This is a genomic window from Pseudomonas fluorescens (genome assembly GCF_001708445.1).
Taxonomy (GTDB): Bacteria; Pseudomonadota; Gammaproteobacteria; order Pseudomonadales; family Pseudomonadaceae; genus Aquipseudomonas; species Aquipseudomonas gorinensis.
Genome location: NZ_CP015637.1, coordinates 4,972,642 through 4,990,492, shown reverse-complemented (window position 1 = coordinate 4,990,492; position 17,851 = coordinate 4,972,642). Strand labels below are relative to the sequence as shown.

The 17,851-nt window shown below is 61.8% G+C and carries 20 protein-coding genes and 1 riboswitch; of the genes, 4 read left to right on the top strand and 16 right to left on the bottom strand.

What is annotated here, in order from left to right; all coding sequences use genetic code 11:
• Positions 1-35: 35 nt before the first annotated feature.
• The 3 genes from A7317_RS22120 (at position 36) to A7317_RS22110 (ending at position 2,452) form a co-directional block, all read left to right on the top strand.
• Positions 36-257 (top strand): hypothetical protein, encoded by a 222-nt coding sequence (locus A7317_RS22120; protein ID WP_024076751.1) that lies wholly within the window; start codon positions 36-38, stop codon positions 255-257.
• 279 nt (positions 258-536) lie between these two features.
• Complete coding sequence (locus A7317_RS22115) at positions 537-1,019, top strand: hypothetical protein (RefSeq protein WP_024076752.1); 483 nt, start codon at positions 537-539, stop codon at positions 1,017-1,019.
• 146 nt (positions 1,020-1,165) lie between these two features.
• On the top strand, positions 1,166-2,452 hold the full coding sequence (locus A7317_RS22110; protein WP_024076753.1) for an OmpP1/FadL family transporter: 1,287 nt from the start codon (positions 1,166-1,168) through the stop codon (positions 2,450-2,452).
• A gap of 64 nt (positions 2,453-2,516) precedes the next feature.
• Here A7317_RS22110 and A7317_RS22105 read toward each other — a convergent pair whose 3' ends face one another.
• From A7317_RS22105 to cobO, 13 genes are all read right to left on the bottom strand, one after another.
• On the bottom strand, positions 2,517-3,065 hold the full coding sequence (locus A7317_RS22105) for a glutathione peroxidase (protein ID WP_024076754.1): 549 nt from the start codon (positions 3,063-3,065) through the stop codon (positions 2,517-2,519).
• A gap of 150 nt (positions 3,066-3,215) precedes the next feature.
• Complete coding sequence (locus A7317_RS22100; RefSeq protein WP_162163611.1) at positions 3,216-4,415, bottom strand: MFS transporter; 1,200 nt, start codon at positions 4,413-4,415, stop codon at positions 3,216-3,218.
• A 63-nt stretch (positions 4,416-4,478) separates the two neighbouring features.
• A complete protein-coding gene (locus tag A7317_RS22095) occupies positions 4,479-4,883 on the bottom strand; it encodes a MarR family winged helix-turn-helix transcriptional regulator (RefSeq protein ID WP_024076757.1) in 405 nt (134 codons plus the stop codon).
• A gap of 42 nt (positions 4,884-4,925) precedes the next feature.
• On the bottom strand, positions 4,926-5,654 hold the full coding sequence (locus A7317_RS22090; protein WP_024076758.1) for an adenosylcobinamide-GDP ribazoletransferase: 729 nt from the start codon (positions 5,652-5,654) through the stop codon (positions 4,926-4,928).
• A gap of 2 nt (positions 5,655-5,656) precedes the next feature.
• Positions 5,657-6,232: an alpha-ribazole phosphatase family protein gene (cobC, locus tag A7317_RS22085; protein ID WP_069076838.1), complete on the bottom strand. Its 576-nt coding sequence runs from the start codon at positions 6,230-6,232 to the stop codon at positions 5,657-5,659.
• The gene (gene cobT / locus A7317_RS22080; protein ID WP_069076837.1) at positions 6,229-7,284 is read right to left on the bottom strand and encodes a nicotinate-nucleotide--dimethylbenzimidazole phosphoribosyltransferase; all 1,056 of its coding nucleotides are present in this window, start codon (positions 7,282-7,284) and stop codon (positions 6,229-6,231) included. Before cobT ends, cobC begins: the two co-directional genes overlap by 4 nt.
• On the bottom strand, positions 7,281-7,802 hold the full coding sequence (gene cobU / locus A7317_RS22075) for a bifunctional adenosylcobinamide kinase/adenosylcobinamide-phosphate guanylyltransferase (protein WP_069076836.1): 522 nt from the start codon (positions 7,800-7,802) through the stop codon (positions 7,281-7,283). The genes cobT and cobU overlap by 4 nt, the downstream gene beginning before the upstream one ends.
• Positions 7,790-9,256 (bottom strand): cobyric acid synthase, encoded by a 1,467-nt coding sequence (locus A7317_RS22070; RefSeq protein ID WP_069076835.1) that lies wholly within the window; start codon positions 9,254-9,256, stop codon positions 7,790-7,792. Before A7317_RS22070 ends, cobU begins: the two co-directional genes overlap by 13 nt.
• Positions 9,253-10,242, bottom strand: coding sequence for a threonine-phosphate decarboxylase CobD (gene cobD / locus A7317_RS22065; protein ID WP_069076834.1), 990 nt, complete (start codon positions 10,240-10,242; stop codon positions 9,253-9,255). The genes A7317_RS22070 and cobD overlap by 4 nt, the downstream gene beginning before the upstream one ends.
• Positions 10,235-11,143, bottom strand: a complete 909-nt coding sequence (gene cbiB / locus A7317_RS22060) for an adenosylcobinamide-phosphate synthase CbiB (protein WP_069076833.1) — start codon at positions 11,141-11,143, stop codon at positions 10,235-10,237. Before cbiB ends, cobD begins: the two co-directional genes overlap by 8 nt.
• Positions 11,140-11,790 (bottom strand): 5,6-dimethylbenzimidazole synthase, encoded by a 651-nt coding sequence (gene bluB, locus A7317_RS22055; RefSeq protein WP_024076765.1) that lies wholly within the window; start codon positions 11,788-11,790, stop codon positions 11,140-11,142. The genes cbiB and bluB overlap by 4 nt, the downstream gene beginning before the upstream one ends.
• On the bottom strand, positions 11,783-13,105 hold the full coding sequence (locus tag A7317_RS22050) for a cobyrinate a,c-diamide synthase (RefSeq protein ID WP_069076832.1): 1,323 nt from the start codon (positions 13,103-13,105) through the stop codon (positions 11,783-11,785). Before A7317_RS22050 ends, bluB begins: the two co-directional genes overlap by 8 nt.
• Positions 13,102-13,713: a cob(I)yrinic acid a,c-diamide adenosyltransferase gene (gene cobO, locus A7317_RS22045; RefSeq protein ID WP_010208674.1), complete on the bottom strand. Its 612-nt coding sequence runs from the start codon at positions 13,711-13,713 to the stop codon at positions 13,102-13,104. Before cobO ends, A7317_RS22050 begins: the two co-directional genes overlap by 4 nt.
• A gap of 78 nt (positions 13,714-13,791) precedes the next feature.
• A riboswitch (cobalamin riboswitch) is annotated at positions 13,792-14,041 on the bottom strand.
• 99 nt (positions 14,042-14,140) lie between these two features.
• Between cobO and A7317_RS22040 the strand changes: the two genes are divergently transcribed.
• Positions 14,141-15,454 carry a PQQ-dependent sugar dehydrogenase gene (locus A7317_RS22040; RefSeq protein ID WP_069076831.1) on the top strand — a complete coding sequence of 438 codons (1,314 nt, stop codon included), beginning with the start codon at positions 14,141-14,143 and terminating at the stop codon, positions 15,452-15,454.
• A gap of 71 nt (positions 15,455-15,525) precedes the next feature.
• Here the strand turns inward: A7317_RS22040 and A7317_RS22035 are convergent, their stop codons facing one another.
• From A7317_RS22035 to hda, 3 genes are all read right to left on the bottom strand, one after another.
• Complete coding sequence (locus A7317_RS22035; protein ID WP_024076768.1) at positions 15,526-16,068, bottom strand: C40 family peptidase; 543 nt, start codon at positions 16,066-16,068, stop codon at positions 15,526-15,528.
• A gap of 144 nt (positions 16,069-16,212) precedes the next feature.
• Positions 16,213-16,842, bottom strand: a complete 630-nt coding sequence (locus tag A7317_RS22030) for a C40 family peptidase (protein ID WP_041160993.1) — start codon at positions 16,840-16,842, stop codon at positions 16,213-16,215.
• 214 nt (positions 16,843-17,056) lie between these two features.
• A complete protein-coding gene (gene hda / locus A7317_RS22025) occupies positions 17,057-17,761 on the bottom strand; it encodes a DnaA regulatory inactivator Hda (protein WP_024076770.1) in 705 nt (234 codons plus the stop codon).
• Positions 17,762-17,851 lie beyond the last annotated feature (90 nt).

The window sequence follows — 17,851 nt, the reverse complement described above, 5'->3', positions numbered from 1 at the left end:
TTCTTAACCGTGTCATTTGTAGGAACACCAATAATATGTCCACTATCCATACTCAGGATGCCATTCGCACCCTTACCAACGCTTTTGCTCCAATGAACTGCCTGATCATGGCCGCTCGCAAAGGCTGCTTCAGCTTCACCCTGGTCAACGAACACGGTATCGCTCGTCACAGCGAACGCCTGTACCCCGATCAATACTCCAGCGCAGAGCCGCTGCAGGCCGTGATCGAGCGTACCCGTCAGGCACTGGTTGCCTGATCGACCCGAGTCGCTGAAATACAAAAACCCTGTCTAAAACACAGGGTTTTTTATTGCCCGGAATTCGAACCCGACGCTCGCGGATTAAGCTCAAATAGATATAACCGTTATAACTGATTAGAGAAGATGTTTTAAAAACAGTCTTTTACATCACGAATATGACACTACACTTCAACTCAAGCGGCATGATCCGCTTACGACGAGCCTGGGATCCGATTCACTGCTGCCAAGCCCCCCCTTCCCAGGCATCGTCGACCACTTTCACGGATTGAGGCTTGTATGGGTATCGCCGCCAGTGAATTGTGTCGTTATGTGATCAGGCCGACGTTATTTTATCTTGGCCACCCTCACCCGAGCGCTGAATCCCTCCTGCTGGGGATTGCCGCCAGCCAGTCGGAATTGGGTTCCGCCCTGCATGATCGACGCGGCCATGGCCTGTACAGCATCACCGAAACCCGCCACCGCGCGCTCTGGGACGACTACCTGGCGCTGGACCCCGAACGCGCCAGCCTCGTACGCGGGCTGGCCAGTCAACATGCGTTCCTCAGTGCGCCCCAGTTGGAATTGACGGTCAACCTGCGTTACGCCACCGCCATCGCCTGGCTGCTGGTGGAACAACATCGCCCAGCCTTACCACCGCCCGGCGATGTGCTGGGAATGGCACGTATCTGGAAAGAAATATTTCACCCTCAAGGAAGGCTGCGCGATTTCGCCCAAGCCTGGCAAACCTGTGTTTCACCCATGAATCACGTGGCCTGCTGACCGGGCAATTTGCAAGATTCGGCAAAAAACCGGAATTTTGGTCGGATTGTCCTACAAAACGGCTCTATCTCCTGCATTACAGCCTATAGCGCGATGTTAATTTTATTGATACTTTCCGCAGCGGTGATCACCACGGAGTTCTAATAATGAAAAAAGTAATGCTCAAGACCACACTTAGCCTCGCCGTTGCCATGGCCTCTTCCCACGTCTTCGCAAGTGGCTTTGCCCTTAACGAACAAGACGTCGCAGGAATGGGGACAGGTTTCGCAGGACGTTCCTCCTCTGCCGAAAACGCAAGCACTGTCTTTGGTAACCCTGCAGGTATGGCCCGCCTTGAAGGCCAGCAAATTACCGGTGGTGTTGCAGCGATCGATGCTTCGACCGATATCAAAAATACCGGCGGCCGCTCCAGCGGGTCCAACAAAGGCGACATGGTGCCTTTTACTGCCGTGCCATTCGGTTTCTACACCAACAAACTTAACGATCAATGGGCTATCGGCTTCGGGGTGTATGCACCGTTCGGGCTGAAGACCGACTACGAAAGCGGTTTCCAAGGTCGTGGCTTTGGCAACAAGAGCGAAGTGTCGGTTATCACCTTCCAACCGACCGTCAGCTACGCCTTCAACGACAAAGTTTCCATCGGTTTTGGTCCGACCATCAACCGCATCGACGGCACCCTGGAATCGCAGCCAAGCCTGGCCGGCCTGGGCTTCCCGGGCGACAACAGAGTCAAAGTCAAAGGCGACGATACCGCCCTGGGCTTTAACGCCGGTATCCTGGTGCAAGCCACTGATACCACGCGCGTTGGCCTGACCTATCACTCGAAAGTGAAGTACAAGCTCGAAGGCCACACCGAAGTCACCAAGGCTGCCACAGTGCCATCGGTCGTACTGGCCAACAACCGTTACGATGCGTCGTTGAAAGTGGATACCCCGGAATCCTGGGACCTGTCGGTCACTCAAGACCTCAATGACGCCTGGAAGCTGTATGCGGGTACGACCTGGACTCGTTGGAGTCGCTTGAAAGACATCACCATCAACAACGAAGGTGTGACAGCGGCCAGCGGTGGCATAGCTGCACCTACGCTCGTCAGAACGATCACTGAACCGCAGAACTGGCACGACACCTGGGCCTACGCCGTGGGCACCTCGTACCAGGTCACCAAGCAGGTGGTACTGCGTACCGGCCTGACCTTCGACCAGTCGCCAACCAACAACACCGACCGTTCACCACGCATCCCAACCGGCGACCGGACTATCTTCAGTGTTGGCCTGGGTTACGCGGTGATGGATAACATGACCGTTGACCTGGCTTACTCCTACCTCAAGGAAGAGCCGGTCAAAGTGAATAAATCCAACCAGCTGGGCTCCTACAGCGCCAAGTACGAAAACAGCGCCAACGGTTTCGGCCTGGGTGTGACGTACAAGTTCTGATCCAACGCTCATTAAAAAGCCCCGCTCTCCTGTAAAGGAGGCGGGGCTTTTTACTGGGCAATGCTCAGGGTTTCGACGCCAGCGCCTCTTCCACTGCCTTGATCAACTCCGGACTGTCCGGCTTGGTCAGGCTGGAAAAGCTGGCAATCACCTTGCCCTGGCGATCCACCACATACTTGTAGAAATTCCACTTCGGCGCGTTGGTCTGTTGCGCCAGCACCTTGAACAGGTGCACCGCATCCGGCCCCTTGACCTTCTGCGGCTCGGTCATGGTGAAGGTCACGCCGTAATTCACGTAGCAGACCTTGGCGGTCTCTTCGCCGGTCTTGGCTTCCTGCTTGAAGTCATCGGACGGCACGCCAATCACTTCCAACCCTTGGCCCTTGTAGCGTTGGTACAACGCTTCGAGGCCTTTGAACTGCGGGGCGAACCCGCAGAAGCTGGCGGTGTTGACGATCACCAGGGGCTTGCCGGCAAAGCGCTGGCACAGGTCGATGGATTCCTTGGCGCGCAGCTTGGGCAACTGGCCTTCCAGCAGCGGCGGACAACTGGCGGCCAGGGCGGCACTGCCAATGGCCATCAGGACGGGTACAGCGAGCCAACGCATCTGCATGTCGTGTGTCCTTAAAAATATTCAGACCACGAACTTAACAGATCGCCATACCCAGTTGCATCAACGCCAGCCCGCCATGCTGCCAGCCCCACCAGGCCAGCAGCACCAGGATCAACCCCGCGACGAGGATCAGACCACGTAACGCTACACTCATGCCGCCTCCATCTGCGCCTGCAAGCGCGCCACCGGCCGCTCGCGTACCGGCCAGTTCAGGGCGGCGGCGAGCAGGCTCAACAGAATCGCCACCTGCCAGATCAAATCGTAGTTGCCGGTTCGATCATAGACCACCCCGCCCAGCCAGCCACCGAGGAACGAACCGAGCTGGTGGAACAGGAACACGATCCCGCCGAGCATGGAGAGATTTCGCACACCGAACAACGTCGCCACCGTGCCATTGGTCAGCGGTACGGTCGACAGCCACAAAAAGCCCATGGCCATGCCGAACAGGTAGGCCGTGATTTCCGTCACCGGCGCCCACAGGAACAGCATGATCACCACCGCGCGTAACAGGTACAGCCCCGTCAACAAGCGCGGCTTGGACATGCGCCCACCGAGCCAACCGGCGGTGTAGGTGCCAAAGATATTAAACAGGCCGATCAACGCCAGTACCGTCGTACCGACCGTGGCGGGCAGGTGCTGGTCCACCAGGTACGCCGGCAGATGCACACCAATAAACACCACCTGGAAACCACAGACGAAAAAACCGAACGCCAGCAGCCAGAATCCGGAATGGGAACAGGCTTCCTTCAACGCTTCCCGCAAGGTTTGCTGGCCCGCCAGGGTCGGCAGTGGACGGTCCTTGAGCATGGCCACCAGCGGCAGGATCAACGCGACCATCAAGCCCAACGCCAGCAAGGCTACTGACCAGCCCAGCCAACTGATCAAGCCCAGGGTACCCGGCACCATGGCGAACTGGCCGAAAGACCCGGCGGCGCTGGCAATGCCCATGGCCATGCTGCGTTTCTCCGGCGGAACGGCGCGGCCCACCACCCCAAGAATCACCGAGAACGATGTGCCGGACAGACCAATACCGATCAATAACCCCGCACTCAGCGACAGCGACCATGCCGAATCGGACATACCCATCAACACCAGCCCCGCGGCGTACAGCACCCCGCCGATGAACACAGCCTTGGTCGCGCCAAAGCGGTCGGCCAGGGCCCCGGTAAAGGGTTGCGCCAGGCCCCAGATCAGGTTCTGCAAGGCGATGGCAAAGGCAAAGGTCTCACGACCCCAGCCGAATTCGGCGCTCATCGGCGCCAGGAAAAGCCCGAAGCCATGCCGCACGCCCAAGGACAACGCCAGGATCAGCGCACTCCCCACAAGAATCCAGCCACTGGTGCGCCACATCGAGGTCATTTCTTATTCTCCGCTCGCGGGTATATACCCGCTTATAGTCGAACAAACCCGCGTTCAGGCGAGTTCATCCAGCAAGGCCAACAGGGTTTCGCGTTTTTCCGCGCCCAATTGATCGATCAGTTTTTGCTGTGCCGCTTCCCAGGCCGGCAAGGCGGCGGCCAATCGTGCTTCACCCGCTTCGGTCAACAACACCAGGCGGTTGCGCTGGTCATCCCCTTCGATCAACCGTACCAGGCCCTCGCCCTCCAGTACCCGCAGGTTACGCCCCAACGTGCTGCGATCCAGGCCCATGGCTTCGGCCAGGCTGGAAATACTCGGTTGATCCAGGCGCTGCAAGTTACACAGCAAAGAATACTGGGCAACGTTGATCCCGAAGCCGTCGAGAGCGCCGTCGTAATGCCTGCTGACGCCACGGGCGGCGCGTCGCAGGTTGGTGCATAAACATTGGGAGGCAAGCATGGAGCGTGTATATACCCGCGATTAACGAAATGCAAGAAAGTGTTACAGCGCCAGGCCAACCAAGACGACCACTTCCAGCAGCTCCAACAGGGCACCTGCGGTGTCGCCGGTGGTTCCGCCCAGGCGCTTGACCATCAGGTGGCGCAAGCCCACGAAGCAGAGCGCCGCCAGCAGCACGGCGATCCCGCCGTTGAAGCCGCCGATCAGGATGCAGGCCAGGCCACTGAGGATCAGCACCTGTTGGCCGACCACCCTGGGCAGATGATCCGACAGCGCCTGGCCCAAGCCACCGGCGCGCACATAGCGCGTGGTCAGGAACAGCGCCAGCATCGACGCCCGCCCGATCAGCGGTGCGAGGATCAGCGCCGCGCCATTGTGCTGCTCGATCAGCGCCACCAGTGCAGCGAATTTAAGCAGCAACACCAAGCCCAGCGTGACCACGGCAATCGGCCCGCTGCGGGGGTCCTTCATGATCGTCAACGTGCGCTCGCGATCGCCGAAACCACCGAGCCAGGCGTCCGCGCTGTCCGCCAGGCCATCCAAGTGCAAACCACCACTGAGCAGCACCCAGGCGGTCAGCAACAGCGCGGCATGCAGCAACAACGGGGCCCCGGCCAATGCCACATTCAGGGCCCATAGCAGCAACCCGAACAACAAGCCAACCACCGGGTAAAACAGCAACGATCGCCCCAATTCCTGCGGCTGCGGCATACCCGGCAGGCGAACCGGCAAGCTGCTGAGGAACTGCAGGGCGATCCAGAACGGCAGCATCTTCAGGTACCTTCCTTCAACGCGCCGTCGGCGCCGACCTGCAGGCTGAACAGGCCACCGTGCGCGACCTCGACGTTCAACAGTTGCTCACGTGGCAGGCCACGCGCGCGCGCCAACAATAAACGCATCACACCGCCATGACTGATCAACAGCACGCGCTGGCCGGCATACGCCTGATGCAAGCATGAGATGGCGCCCAGGACCCGCGCAGAAAAGTCACTGACGGGCTCGCCATCAGGCGGCGTAAAGCGGTAAGGGTCGGCCCAAAACAATCCCAGCCCTTCGGCATCGGTCTTCATCAGCGCCGCCGCGCTCTGCCCTTCCCAGGCGCCGAAATGCAGTTCCTGCAGATCTTTTTCCAGGCTCACCGGCAGGTTAAGCGTCGCACCCAATTGCTGGGCAAAACGCGCACAGCGTTGCAGCGGCGAACTGATCACGCGGTCCCACGGCCCCTGACCCAGCACCGCGGCGTGCATCTGCGCCCACCCCTTATCGGTGAGCGCATCATCGAGGCTGCCGCGCAGGCCGCCACCCAATTCGGTTTCGCCGTGGCGCAGCAGGTCCAGGTGCAAGGTCATGCCGGGCGGTCTGCCACAGCGGCTTCGGCGAATGTCGCCATCTGCCCGTGCAACGCACAGGCCAGGCGCAGTAACGGCACCGCCAGCGCTGCACCGCTGCCCTCGCCCAGGCGCAGGCCGAGGTCCAGCAACGGCTGCGCCTCGAGGCGTTGCAACACATGGCGATGGCCGGGCTCGGCGCCACGATGGCCAAACACCAGCCACTCGCGGCAGGCCGGGTTCATGCGCGTGGCGACCAGCGCGGCGACGCTGCAGATAAACCCGTCTACCAGCACCACGATGCCGGCCTGGGCACACGCCAGGTACGCCCCGACCAGCGCCGCGATCTCAAAACCACCGAGGTTGAACAGGGTGTGCAATGCATCATCGCGCTGCCCGGCATGCCGGGCCAGAGCGCGCTCGATGACCGCCACTTTGTGGCTCACGCCTTGGGCATTCAAGCCCGTCCCCGGACCGGTCAGGTCACTCACCGGGCAATCGAGCAAGGCGCAGGCCAACGCACTGGCGGCGGTGGTGTTGCCGATGCCCATCTCGCCGCCGATAAACAGCTGGGTACCGTGCTCCACGGCGCGCTGGACGCTATCCCACCCGGCTTGCAGCGCCAGGCGCCCCTGCGCTTCAGTCATCGCCGGGGCGTTGACGAAGTTGGCGGTGCCCGCCCCGATATTCAAGTGACGCACGCCGGGCAATGCCAGCGACGTCGTCACGGTACCCAGGTCGATCACTTCCAACTGCGCATCCAGCTGCCGCGCCAACACACTGATCGCCGCGCCGCCGCTGACAAAGTTATGCAGCATCTGGCCGGTAACGGCCTGGGGATAGGCCGACACGCCCTCCGCCACCACGCCGTGGTCGCCGGCAAAGATGGCGATCCACAGGTGTTCGACCGACGGCTTGACTCGGCCTTGCAGGCCCGCCAACTGCACGGCCAGCGCTTCCAGCTGGCCCAGGGAACCGGCCGGCTTGGTCAATTGCTGCTGGCGTGCCAGTGCTTGTTCGTATGCTTGAGCGTCAATCGCCTTACAGGGATTAAGCCACCAGGTGTCAGTCATAACGCAGTACCTTTCAACGTCAGGGGCAGGCCGGCCACCGTCAGGACAACACGCTGACAACGCTCGGCCAAGGCTTGATGCAGCCAACCGGCTTCATCCACATAGCGGCGAGTCAATTCGCCCAGCGGCACGACACCCAAACCGGTCTCGTTGCTGACAAAAATGATTTCACCTGGCAGCGAGGCCAGGGTGTCCAGCAGTTGGTCGCGTTCCAAGACCAGGCGCTCGGGGTTGTCGAGCATCAGCAGGTTGGTCAGCCAGAGCGTGAGGCAATCGACCAGCAGGCAGCGGCCGGGCGCGGCGTTTTCGCGCAGCACCCGGGCCAGTTCGAGTGGTTCCTCGATCAGCCCCCAGGTGTCGGGGCGACGCTGGCGATGCAGGGCGACGCGGTCGTGCATTTCGCCGTCCAAGGGTTGGCTGGTGGCGATATAGAGGACAGGCAGGCCGCTGTCGCTGGCGAGTTTTTCAGCCAGGCGGCTTTTGCCGGAGCGCGCACCGCCGAGAATCAGTTGACGCATGGCGCGACTCCACATAAACGGCGCAATAACCCGGTATCCAGGTGATGCTCCACCAAGTCCGCCAATCGCTCGATATCGCGCTCGCGCAACGCGTGGTAATCCACGGCCTGTACCGCCTGCAAACCGGCCCAACGCAACAAGGCACTGCAGGCGGCGGGCGTCTCGAACACGCCATGCAGATAGGTGCCGAGGATTTGTCCGTCCGCGCTCTGGGCACCGTCGCAGCGGCCATCCTCCAGGCGTACCGCGGCGCGCTCCAGCGCACTGCCCGACGTCACGCCTGCGTGGATCTCATAGCCACTGACTTCGGCATCCTCCAGCAGCAGGCGCCCGCGCACATTGCGCAGTTGTTTCTCTGCTTCCAGGGTCGTACTGAACGCCAGCAACCCCAGGCCGTCACTGGAACCGGGAGGCCCTTCCAGGCCCAGTGGGTCGTGGACCTGCTCGCCGAGCATTTGCAAACCGCCGCATATCCCCAGCACCTTCCCGCCATAGCGCAAGTGCCGTGTCACGGCGGCGTCCCAGCCGTTGGCGCGCAGGTAGGCCAAGTCGCTGCGAACGCTTTTCGAGCCCGGCAGGATGATCAGGTCGGCCGGCGGAATCGCCTGGCCTGGGCGGACAAACTGCAAATCCACCTGGGGATGCAGGCGCAACGGATCGAAATCGGTGTGGTTGCTGATGCGCGGCAGCACCGGCACCACCACCCTGAGCACCTGCGCCGCCTTGTCGATCTGGCGCTGGTCGATGCCGTCCTCGGCCTCCAGGTGCAGGTCCATCACATAGGGCAAGACGCCCACGACCGGTTTGCCGGTGCGTGCTTCCAGCCAGTCCAGCCCTGGTTGCAGCAACGCGATGTCGCCGCGGAAACGGTTGATGATAAAACCCTGGACCCTGGCCTGTTCGCTGGGCGACAGCAATTCGAGGGTGCCGACCAGGTGGGCGAACACTCCACCTCGATTAATGTCGGCGATCAGCAGCACCGGGCAATCCACCGCCTCGGCAAAGCCCATGTTGGCGATGTCATTGGCGCGCAGGTTGATCTCTGCCGGGGAGCCCGCGCCTTCCACCATCACCACCGGGTAGGCTGCGCTCAACCGTGCATGGGAAGCCAGTACTGCCTGCATCGCGATGGCTTTGTAGTCGTGATAGGCCACCGCGTTCATGCTGGTCACCGCGCGCCCATGGATGATGACCTGGGAGCCGGTGTCGCTGTTGGGCTTGAGCAGCACCGGGTTCATGTCGGTGTGGGGCGCCAGGTTCGCCGCCTGGGCCTGCACCGCCTGGGCGCGACCGATCTCGCCGCCTTCGGCCGTCACGGCACTGTTGAGGGCCATGTTCTGCGGCTTGAACGGCACGACCGCCACGCCCTGGCGCACCAGCCAGCGGCATAGCGCGGTCACCAAGGTACTTTTGCCGGCATCGGAGGTGGTGCCCTGCACCATCAGCGTACTCATGCAACGTCCTTATAGGCGGTCAGCGCTTCATCCAGGCGCAGCCAGTCTGCTTCCGTGTCTGGCAGGCCGAAGCGCAGGCTGCTGTCGTGTACGAACAGACGCAGCAGGATGCCGCGCTGGGCCATGAATTCGTGCAGCCGTTCGGCGTGCGGGGTGATCAACCACTGGAACAGGGCGCAACCGCCCTGGGGCTGAAAACCATGCCGCTCCAACAATGCGAACAAGCGCTGGCCGGCTTCAATGCAACGCGCGCGCTGTTGAACCTGCCCGGCGGTGTCGCGCAGGCAGGCCTGGCCCAGTACTCGCGTCGGACCGCTGACGGCCCAAGGTCCGACCTGTTCGGCCAATAGCTTGAGCAACTTGCGTTCGGCCAGCACAAAACCCAGTCGAACGCCGGCCAGGCCGAAGAATTTACCGAACGAGCGCAGCACGATCAGGCCGACCTGATGGGCCTGGCCCGCCAGGCTCAACTGCGGGGTCACGTCCATAAAGGCTTCGTCCACCACCAGCCAACCGCCACGCTGGGCCAGCCGTGTATGCCAGTCGAGCAGGCGTTGCGGCGCCAGGCTCAGGCCCGTGGGGTTGTTAGGGTTGACCACCACCAGCACATCAAGGCTGTCGAGAAAGAAATCGACCTCTTGTTCCTGCACTTCGCGCACCACGTAACCCGCGCGGCGCCAGGCCTCGGCGTGCTCGGCATAACACGGCGACAGCACGCCGACCTTGCCGGCACGCCGCAGGCGCGGCAGCAGCTGGATTGCCGCCTGGGAACCCGCCACCGGCAATACGTGCGCCACCCCATAATATTCGCTGGCGGCCTGCTCCAGGCCGTCGTCGGTTTCCGGCAAGCGTGCCCAGGCCCGCTGTGGGATCTCGGGGATCGGCCACGGCCATGGCGCCAGGCCACTGGACAGGTCGAGCCAATCGGCTTCGGCAATGCCGTATTGAATCGCCGCCTTGCGCAGGCGGCCGCCGTGTTCAAGCATAGAATTGCGCCCCTGCACATAGGATCAGCAACCACAACCATACGCCGCGTTGCACCAGTTGCCAGCCACGGTCGATGGCGTCGGCATCGGCCGGTGGACCTTCTCCCAACTGAGGGCGCTGGTGCACCTCACCATGATAAATCGCCGCACCGCCCAACTCGACGCCCAAGGCGCCTGCGCCAGCGGCCATCACCGGCCCGGCATTCGGGCTGTCCCAGGTCGGCCCCTGGGTGCGCCAGCATTTGAGCGCCAGTCGAGTCTTGCCCAGCAACGCGTAGGTCAAGGCCACCAGGCGCGCAGGCACATAGTTGAGTACATCGTCGATCTTCGCCGCGGCCCAGCCGAAGCGTTCGAAGCGTTCGTTGCGATAGCCCCACATCGCGTCGAGGGTGTTGCTCAGACGGTAGAGCACCACACCCGGCACGCCGGCCACCACGAACCAGAACAGCGCAGCAAATATTGCGTCGCTGCCATTCTCCAGCACCGACTCGGTGGCGGCACGGGCGACTTCAGTACGGTCCAGTTCGCTGGTCTGGCGGCTGACCAGGTAGCTCACGCGCTTGCGGGCCTCATCCAGGTCATCGCTGCGCAGGGCCTGGGCCACCGGAATCACATGCTCGCCAAGGCTGCGCATGCCGAGGGCGCAGTACAGTGCGAGCACCTCCAACACCCAACCGATATAGGGTGCCCACGACAACGCGGTGGCCAACAGCGTCAACGGCACCACCGCAATCACCCACGCGGTCACACCGTGGCTGCGCCAGCCACGGCCACCGCTATTGAAACGTTGCTCGATGCGTCCGGCGAAATTGCCAAACGCCACCAGCGGATGCCAGCGCCTGGGTTCACCCAGCAGCGCATCCAGCGCCACCGCGGCGACACACAGCAAGGCCACACTCATTGACTTGCTCCCCACACATTCTCATACAACATGTCACTCAGCGGACGCGGTTCGGTCCAGCCTTCGAGCTGCAGCATCGGGGCCGGGTAGAAGGCGTCGACCGGCCCCAGGCACAGCACCGCCAGGGGTTTCGCGCCAGGCGGCAAACCCAGCAGGTCGGCCAGGGCCCGGGGTTCGAACAGCGAGACCCAGCCCATGCCCAAGCCCTCGACGCGCGCGGCCAGCCACAGATTCTGAATCGCGCAGGCCAGGGAGGCCATGTCCATTTCCGGCAAGGTACGTCGCCCGAAGATATGCCGCTCGCGATCGTCCATCAGCGCCGCCACCAGCACTTCGGCGCAGTCATGGATGCCTTCGACCTTGAGCTTCATGAATTCATCGGAGCGCTCGCCCAAGGCTTCGGCGGTGCGTATACGTTCTTCCTCCACCAGTTGCTGGATCTGCCCTCGTAGCTGGCGGTCGCTGATGCGGATAAAGCGCCAGGGCTGCATCAGGCCGACGCTGGGCGCCTGGTGCGCGGCCTGGAGCAGGCGATGCAGCAAGTGCGGGGCCACCGTGCCGCCGGTGAAATGGCGCATGTCGCGGCGTTCGGCGATGGCGCGGTAAACGGCGTCGCGCTCGGCCGGGGGGAAAGCGTTGTCACTCATGGGACTGGGCTGACTCAAGGTCGGGCGCAAACAGCGCGGCAACCGCACGGGGATTGGAGGGGAAGTAGAAGTGCACGTAGGAAGCGGTCATCCGCCCTTGCCGATACACCGCCTCGGCACCCCGCCCGCCGTTGGGGCTCAAGCCACGGGCGATCGGTTGCCAGTCGGTGCTGGTCAGGGAATGGTGGTAGGTGTGCCCGCGCAATACGCCTTCCGGCAACTCGACGCTTTGCAGGGCCAGGGCCGCCAGTTTCTTTTGCATCACCGCATCCCCCTGCAACAGGCCGACCAGCTCGGCACGGGTGCCGTCGAGATCGGTGAGCGAGTCCAGCAGGTAGAGCATGCCGCCACACTCGGCAAGCAAGGGTTTACCGGCAGCATGATGGGCACGGATGGCATCGAGCATCGAGGTGTTTTCCGCCAGCGCCTGGTGATGCAGCTCCGGGTACCCGCCTGGCAGATAGAGGCTGTCGGCCTCGGGCACTTGGCGATCATGAATCGGTGAGAAAAAGCGCAACTCGGCCCCCATCGCCCGCAATAGATCCAGGCTGGCGCCATAGGTGAAGGCAAAGGCTTCGTCACGGGCAACGGCGATGCGCACACCGGCGAGCAGCGGTTCGGCTTCGATCACTTCAGGCGCGGCGAAGGTCACCGGCGGCGGCAAGGCAACTTCACAACTGTTGCCCAGGGCCTGGGCAGCGGCGTCCAGGCGTACGTCGAGATCATTCAGTTCGCTGGCTTGCACCAGGCCAAGATGGCGGCTGGGCAACTCAATCCCGGTTTCACGGGACAACGCGCCGTACCAGCGCAGGCCTTCGGTGAGGCTCCCTTCGAGCAGTTGCGCATGGCGCAGGGTGCCGACACGGTTGGCCAACACACCGGCAAACGGCAAGTCCGGCTGATAACGCGCCAGGCCCAGGGCCAGGGCACCGAAGGTCTGGGCCATGGCGGTGCCGTCGATCACCGCCAGCACCGGCACACCGAAGTGCCGCGCCAGGTCGGCGCTGGACGGCGTACCGTCAAACAGGCCCATGACGCCTTCGATCAGGATCAGGTCGGCCTCCCCTGCCGCTTCCCACAGCAAGCGACGACTTTCCTGCTCGCCAACCATCCACATATCCAACTGATACACCGGCGCACCGCTGGCGCGTTCGTGGATCATCGGGTCGAGGAAGTCCGGGCCGCATTTGAACACGCGTACCTTGCGCCCCAGGTTGCGGTGCAAACGGGCCAGCGCAGCGGTGACCGTGGTTTTGCCCTGGCCGGACGCCGGTGCGGCGATCAGTACGGCCGGACAATGACGGGGCTGATTCAAAGTTCGACGCCCTTCTGTGCCTTGATACCGGCCTGGAACGCGTGCTTGAGCATGCCCATTTCGGTGACGGTGTCACCCATCTCGATCAACTCCGGCTTGGCGCCACGGCCGGTAACCACCACGTGCTGCATCGGCGGACGGGCTTGCAGGTCGCTCAGTACCTGGTCCAGGTCGAGGTAGCCATGCTTGAGGGCGATGTTCAGCTCATCCAGCACCACCAGGCCGATGCTCGGGTCTTGCAGCAGTTCGCGAGACACGGCCCAGGCGGCCTCGGCGGCGGCGATGTCGCGCTGGCGGTCCTGGGTTTCCCAGGTGAAGCCTTCGCCCATGACGTGAAAGCGCACTTGTTCGGGGAAGCGCCGGAAGAACAATTCTTCGCCGGTGCTGTTACGGCCTTTGATGAACTGCACCACGCCGCACTGCATGCCGTGGCCCATGGCGCGCGCGAGCATGCCGAACGCAGAGCTGCTTTTGCCTTTGCCGTTGCCGGTCAGCACCAGCAGCAAACCGCATTCGTTCGGGGAATTGGCAATGCGCTCGTCAATCACGGCTTTTTTGCGCAGCATGCGCGCCAGGTGGCGTTCGTCGCGGTCGGGGGAATCGGTCATGGCAGCTCTCCGTTGGGGCTGGACAAAAACGGCGGGCAGGAAAAAACAAAAACAGACAGCCAAGCATCGCCCACCGTGATGCTGTTGGATGATCCAGGCCGGTCTCCGGACTCATGAGTGGCTCGCTTTATAGAAAGCAGGCCGACGCTGCGCCTTCCCATATCGCAGCGCGATACAGTGGCCAATAGCACCGTCTTGACTCATTTACCGTTGCGGGGGCAGCGCCGGAATTGCGGCAACACTGTGTACAAGTGCGCTCACTCACCGGCTTCCCTGTTTCACTCAGTCGACCCTTGGGTCACAGAGCACCTGAAACAAGTCGCGAAGGTTAGTGGGTTGGGGGGGGAGCGTCAATTAAAGCTGGCCTTGCACTTGAACCATCGTGCCGCAGCACTCCTCTACCCTTACAGGCATTCAGGAGAAAACCATGCATAAAACAAGACTCGCCCTACTGATCATGGTCGCAGGCACCCTCGCTGCCTGCGGAGAAAGCTCGACCTTGAAGGTATCGGATGGCACCGGCCCTTCGCCCCAACTGCCAGAGCCCAACAAGCCCCTGATCCCCACCGTGAATATCGCCCCAGCCATTGGCTGGCCTGATGGCATGAAGCCAACCGCCGCCGCGGGCACCCAAGTGACAGCGTTCGCCGAAGGCCTGGATCACCCTCGCTGGCTGTATGTGCTACCCAATGGCGATGTGTTGGTGGCCGAAACCAATGCGCCGCCCAAGCCGGATGACGCCAAGGGCATTCGCGGCTGGGTAATGGAAAAGGTCATGGGCCGCGCCGGTGCCGGCGTGCCCAGCCCGAACCGCATCACCTTGCTGCGCGATGCCGATCACGATGGCGTCGCCGAGACCCGCACGGTCTTCCTGGAGAATCTCAACTCGCCGTTCGGCATGACCCTGGTGGGCAACGACCTCTACGTGGCCGACTCAGACAAGCTGCTGCGCTTTCCCTATCAACCGGGCGAAACCGCAATCACGCAGGCCGGCACCACGGTGGTCGACCTGCCGGGCGGCAGCATCAACCACCACTGGACGAAAAACGTGGTAGCCAGCAAGGACGGCAGCAAGTTGTATGTGAGCGTCGGTTCCAACAGCAACGTCGGCGAGAACGGCCTGGAAGCGGAACAAGGTCGGGCGGCGATCTGGGAAGTCGATCGCGCCAGTGGCCAGCACCGGATTTTCGCTTCGGGCCTGCGCAACCCCAACGGCATGGCCTGGGAACCGCAGAGCGGCAAGCTGTGGACCGCGGTCAACGAGCGCGATGAGATCGGCAGCGACCTGGTGCCGGACTACATCACCTCGGTCAAGGATGGCGCGTTTTATGGCTGGCCATTCAGCTACTACGGGCAACATGTGGATGTGCGTGTCACACCACAGGACCCGGCCCTGGTCGCCAAGGCGATCGCGCCAGACTACGCCGTCGGCCCGCATACCGCTTCGCTGGGGCTGACCTTCGCCGAAGGCAGCAAATTACCTGCACCGTTCGTCAACGGCGCCTTTATCGGCCAGCACGGGTCATGGAACCGCAAGCCGCACAGTGGCTACAAGGTGATCTTTGTGCCGTTCGAAGGTGGCAAACCCAAGGGGCAGCCAGTGGACGTGCTGACCGGGTTCCTCGACAAGGATGAGAACGCTATGGGCCGGCCGGTGGGTGTGGTGATCGATCAGCAGGGGGACCTGCTGGTGGCGGATGATGTGGGGAATAAGGTGTGGCGGGTGTCTGCAGTTAAGTAACTTTTCTCAAGACCACCACAAAAAATATGGGAGGGAGCTTGCTGCCTCCCACATTGGGTTCGGTTTCTGGCTTAGGGATTGCGGGCCAAGTGCTCAGCCGGCAACACGCGCTTGGCACTCAGGTAGGCGTTCTGCCAATAGGCTTTGGACAAGGTGTCCAGCTTCACCGTACCGCCCGTTTGTGGCGCATGCACAAAGCGCCCTTCGCCTACATAGATCCCGGCATGACTGACCTGTGATCCACCACCGGTGGCGAAGAACAGCAAGTCACCGGTCTGCAGGTTTTCTTCGCTGACATCCTGGGCGCGCATCACGATCAATTCGCGAGTGGTGCGCGGCAGGGAGATGCCAGCGGCATCGCGGTAGACGAAGCCGATCAAGCCACTGCAATCAAAACCCGAATCCGGCGTATTGCCGCCCCATCGGTAAGGCGTGCCGACCAGGCCCAGCGCGCGGAAGAGCACATCTTCAGCAGCAGGCGAGAAACTTTGGCTGGAATAGTTGAACACCGGCTTAGGCTTGGCCGCTACGTGAGCGGGTGGCGGTGTGCGGCTTGCGCAGGCGCTGAGGAGCGCGGCGCAAACAATAAGAATCAGGCGGGCCGAGGTCGACATGTGCAGAACAATCCTGGTCTGGATGCGGCTTTCGCTGCCGAACGCTGAAAACCAGAACGCGCAAGCAAAGCTTGCGCGAACGGATTACAACAATATCCAGGGATTCTAGCGCTTACACGTCAAACTTCAAGTATCACTTTAACTTTACTTGCTAGCGGTAACCGTTGTCGGGGCCATGGCGAGTGCGCGCTTGGCTTCGATAAAGGTTTTGCTCCAGTAGCTGTCACCCAGGTTGTCGACTCGAACACCGCCACTGCGACGGCTGCTGGAGTGGATAAACTGGTTATCGCCCAGGTAGATACCGGCGTGACTGACACGACCACGACCTGCCGTACTGAAGAAAAGCAGATCACCGGGCTTGAGGTTGTTGCGCGCGACCAACGGTGCTTTCACGTTGATCATTTCGCGAGTGGAGCGTGGCAGGTTCATGCCAGCTTCTTCACGAAACAGGTAGCCGATGAAACCGCTGCAGTCGAAACCGGCTTCAGAGGTACCGCCGAAACGGTAACGGGTACCGATCAGGGACATGCCGCGTTCGAGGATGCTGTCGGCCAGCACGGGCAGCTGATAAGGCTTGTTGCCGGCAAAGTCGGCCAATTCCTTCTCGGTTGCCACTTCTTCTTCGTAAACGGTAGAAGACTGTGCAGCAACAAATTTTGCCTGGGATTGCTGTTGGGTTTTGTGCTGCTCAGCCACTTGTTGAGGGTGGGAGGCGCAACCAAACAACAGGGTAACGAGTGCGAGAGGCACGAGGGGTGCGAAGCGATTTAGCATGGGCACGACCGTGGCTGATGTGTAAAGAAGTCGAGACTATGCCCTCTATCACATCGATTTGCAAATTCAATCGCGCTCTATGTGACTTACTGTTTGCGCCATGACATCTAAGCCCTTAATACCCTATACGTGCCTTTTGCGTGGCCAAACCGGCCAAAACGCAGGTTTTCTGGCGCCTGGAATTTGCCGAAAGCCCCGAAAAAACAAGGGCTGACTACCAGCCGAGGGTTTCTTTCAGGAAGGGAATGGTCAGCTTGCGCTGGGCCTGCAAAGAGGCCTGGTCGAGCTGTTCGAGCAGATCGAACAATGCGCTCATGCTGCGCGTGCCACGGGTGAGGATAAAGTGCCCCACCTCATCGGTCAGGTGCAGGCCGCGACGGGACGCGCGCAATTGCAGGGCTCGCAACTTGTCTTCGTCGGACAGGGGGCGCATCTGGAAGATCAGTGCCAGGGTCAGGCGCGATTTCAGGTCGGCCAGCTTGACCGGTAGCTCACGGGGCGAGGTGGACGCGGCAATCAGCAGGCGGCGGCCGCTGTCGCGCAGGCGGTTGAACAGATGAAACAGCGCCTCTTCCCAATCAGCTTTGCCGGCAACCGCCTGCAGGTCATCCAGGCACACCAGCTCATACTGCTCAAGGTTGTCGAATATCGTGATACCGCGGTCCATCAACTCGGCCAAGGGCAGGTAAACCGCCGGCTCGCCCATTTGCTCGAAGCGCAGGCATGCGGCTTGCAACAGGTGGGTCCGCCCCACGCCATGCTTGCCCCACAGATAGATCAGGCTTTCAGTCCACCCGGCGTCGGCTTCGCAGAGCCGCTCGACATAGCCGAGTGCAGCGGCATTGGCGCCTGGGTAGTAATTGATAAAGGTGGCGTCATCACGCAGACGCACACCTAGGGGCAGCTGAATCGGTTTCATGCTGACTGAACGGCTCCAATCGAACCGTTAGTGGCCTCTGTGTAAAGTTTGCAAAGTTTATACCCGTGACGCCGGGCGCACAATGCAACA

What these genes read in the sequence shown, in the direction of transcription:
- cobD (WP_069076834.1), bottom strand. Translation starts at nt 10,242, where the DNA reads ATGCTTGAACACGGCGGCCGCCTGCGCAAGGCGGCGATTCAATACGGC.
- A7317_RS22110 (WP_024076753.1), top strand. Translation starts at nt 1,166, where the DNA reads ATGAAAAAAGTAATGCTCAAGACCACACTTAGCCTCGCCGTTGCCATG.
- cobO (WP_010208674.1), bottom strand. Translation starts at nt 13,713, where the DNA reads ATGACCGATTCCCCCGACCGCGACGAACGCCACCTGGCGCGCATGCTG.
- A7317_RS22035 (WP_024076768.1), bottom strand. Translation starts at nt 16,068, where the DNA reads ATGTCGACCTCGGCCCGCCTGATTCTTATTGTTTGCGCCGCGCTCCTC.
- cobT (WP_069076837.1), bottom strand. Translation starts at nt 7,284, where the DNA reads ATGACTGACACCTGGTGGCTTAATCCCTGTAAGGCGATTGACGCTCAA.
- hda (WP_024076770.1), bottom strand. Translation starts at nt 17,761, where the DNA reads ATGAAACCGATTCAGCTGCCCCTAGGTGTGCGTCTGCGTGATGACGCC.
- A7317_RS22120 (WP_024076751.1), top strand. Translation starts at nt 36, where the DNA reads ATGTCCACTATCCATACTCAGGATGCCATTCGCACCCTTACCAACGCT.
- A7317_RS22105 (WP_024076754.1), bottom strand. Translation starts at nt 3,065, where the DNA reads ATGCAGATGCGTTGGCTCGCTGTACCCGTCCTGATGGCCATTGGCAGT.
- A7317_RS22115 (WP_024076752.1), top strand. Translation starts at nt 537, where the DNA reads ATGGGTATCGCCGCCAGTGAATTGTGTCGTTATGTGATCAGGCCGACG.
- cobU (WP_069076836.1), bottom strand. Translation starts at nt 7,802, where the DNA reads ATGCGTCAACTGATTCTCGGCGGTGCGCGCTCCGGCAAAAGCCGCCTG.
- A7317_RS22040 (WP_069076831.1), top strand. Translation starts at nt 14,141, where the DNA reads ATGCATAAAACAAGACTCGCCCTACTGATCATGGTCGCAGGCACCCTC.
- A7317_RS22090 (WP_024076758.1), bottom strand. Translation starts at nt 5,654, where the DNA reads ATGCTGCCGTTCTGGATCGCCCTGCAGTTCCTCAGCAGCTTGCCGGTT.
- cobC (WP_069076838.1), bottom strand. Translation starts at nt 6,232, where the DNA reads ATGACCTTGCACCTGGACCTGCTGCGCCACGGCGAAACCGAATTGGGT.
- A7317_RS22070 (WP_069076835.1), bottom strand. Translation starts at nt 9,256, where the DNA reads ATGAGTACGCTGATGGTGCAGGGCACCACCTCCGATGCCGGCAAAAGT.
- bluB (WP_024076765.1), bottom strand. Translation starts at nt 11,790, where the DNA reads ATGAGTGACAACGCTTTCCCCCCGGCCGAGCGCGACGCCGTTTACCGC.
- A7317_RS22030 (WP_041160993.1), bottom strand. Translation starts at nt 16,842, where the DNA reads ATGCTAAATCGCTTCGCACCCCTCGTGCCTCTCGCACTCGTTACCCTG.
- A7317_RS22095 (WP_024076757.1), bottom strand. Translation starts at nt 4,883, where the DNA reads ATGCTTGCCTCCCAATGTTTATGCACCAACCTGCGACGCGCCGCCCGT.
- cbiB (WP_069076833.1), bottom strand. Translation starts at nt 11,143, where the DNA reads ATGAGTGTGGCCTTGCTGTGTGTCGCCGCGGTGGCGCTGGATGCGCTG.
- A7317_RS22100 (WP_162163611.1), bottom strand. Translation starts at nt 4,415, where the DNA reads ATGTGGCGCACCAGTGGCTGGATTCTTGTGGGGAGTGCGCTGATCCTG.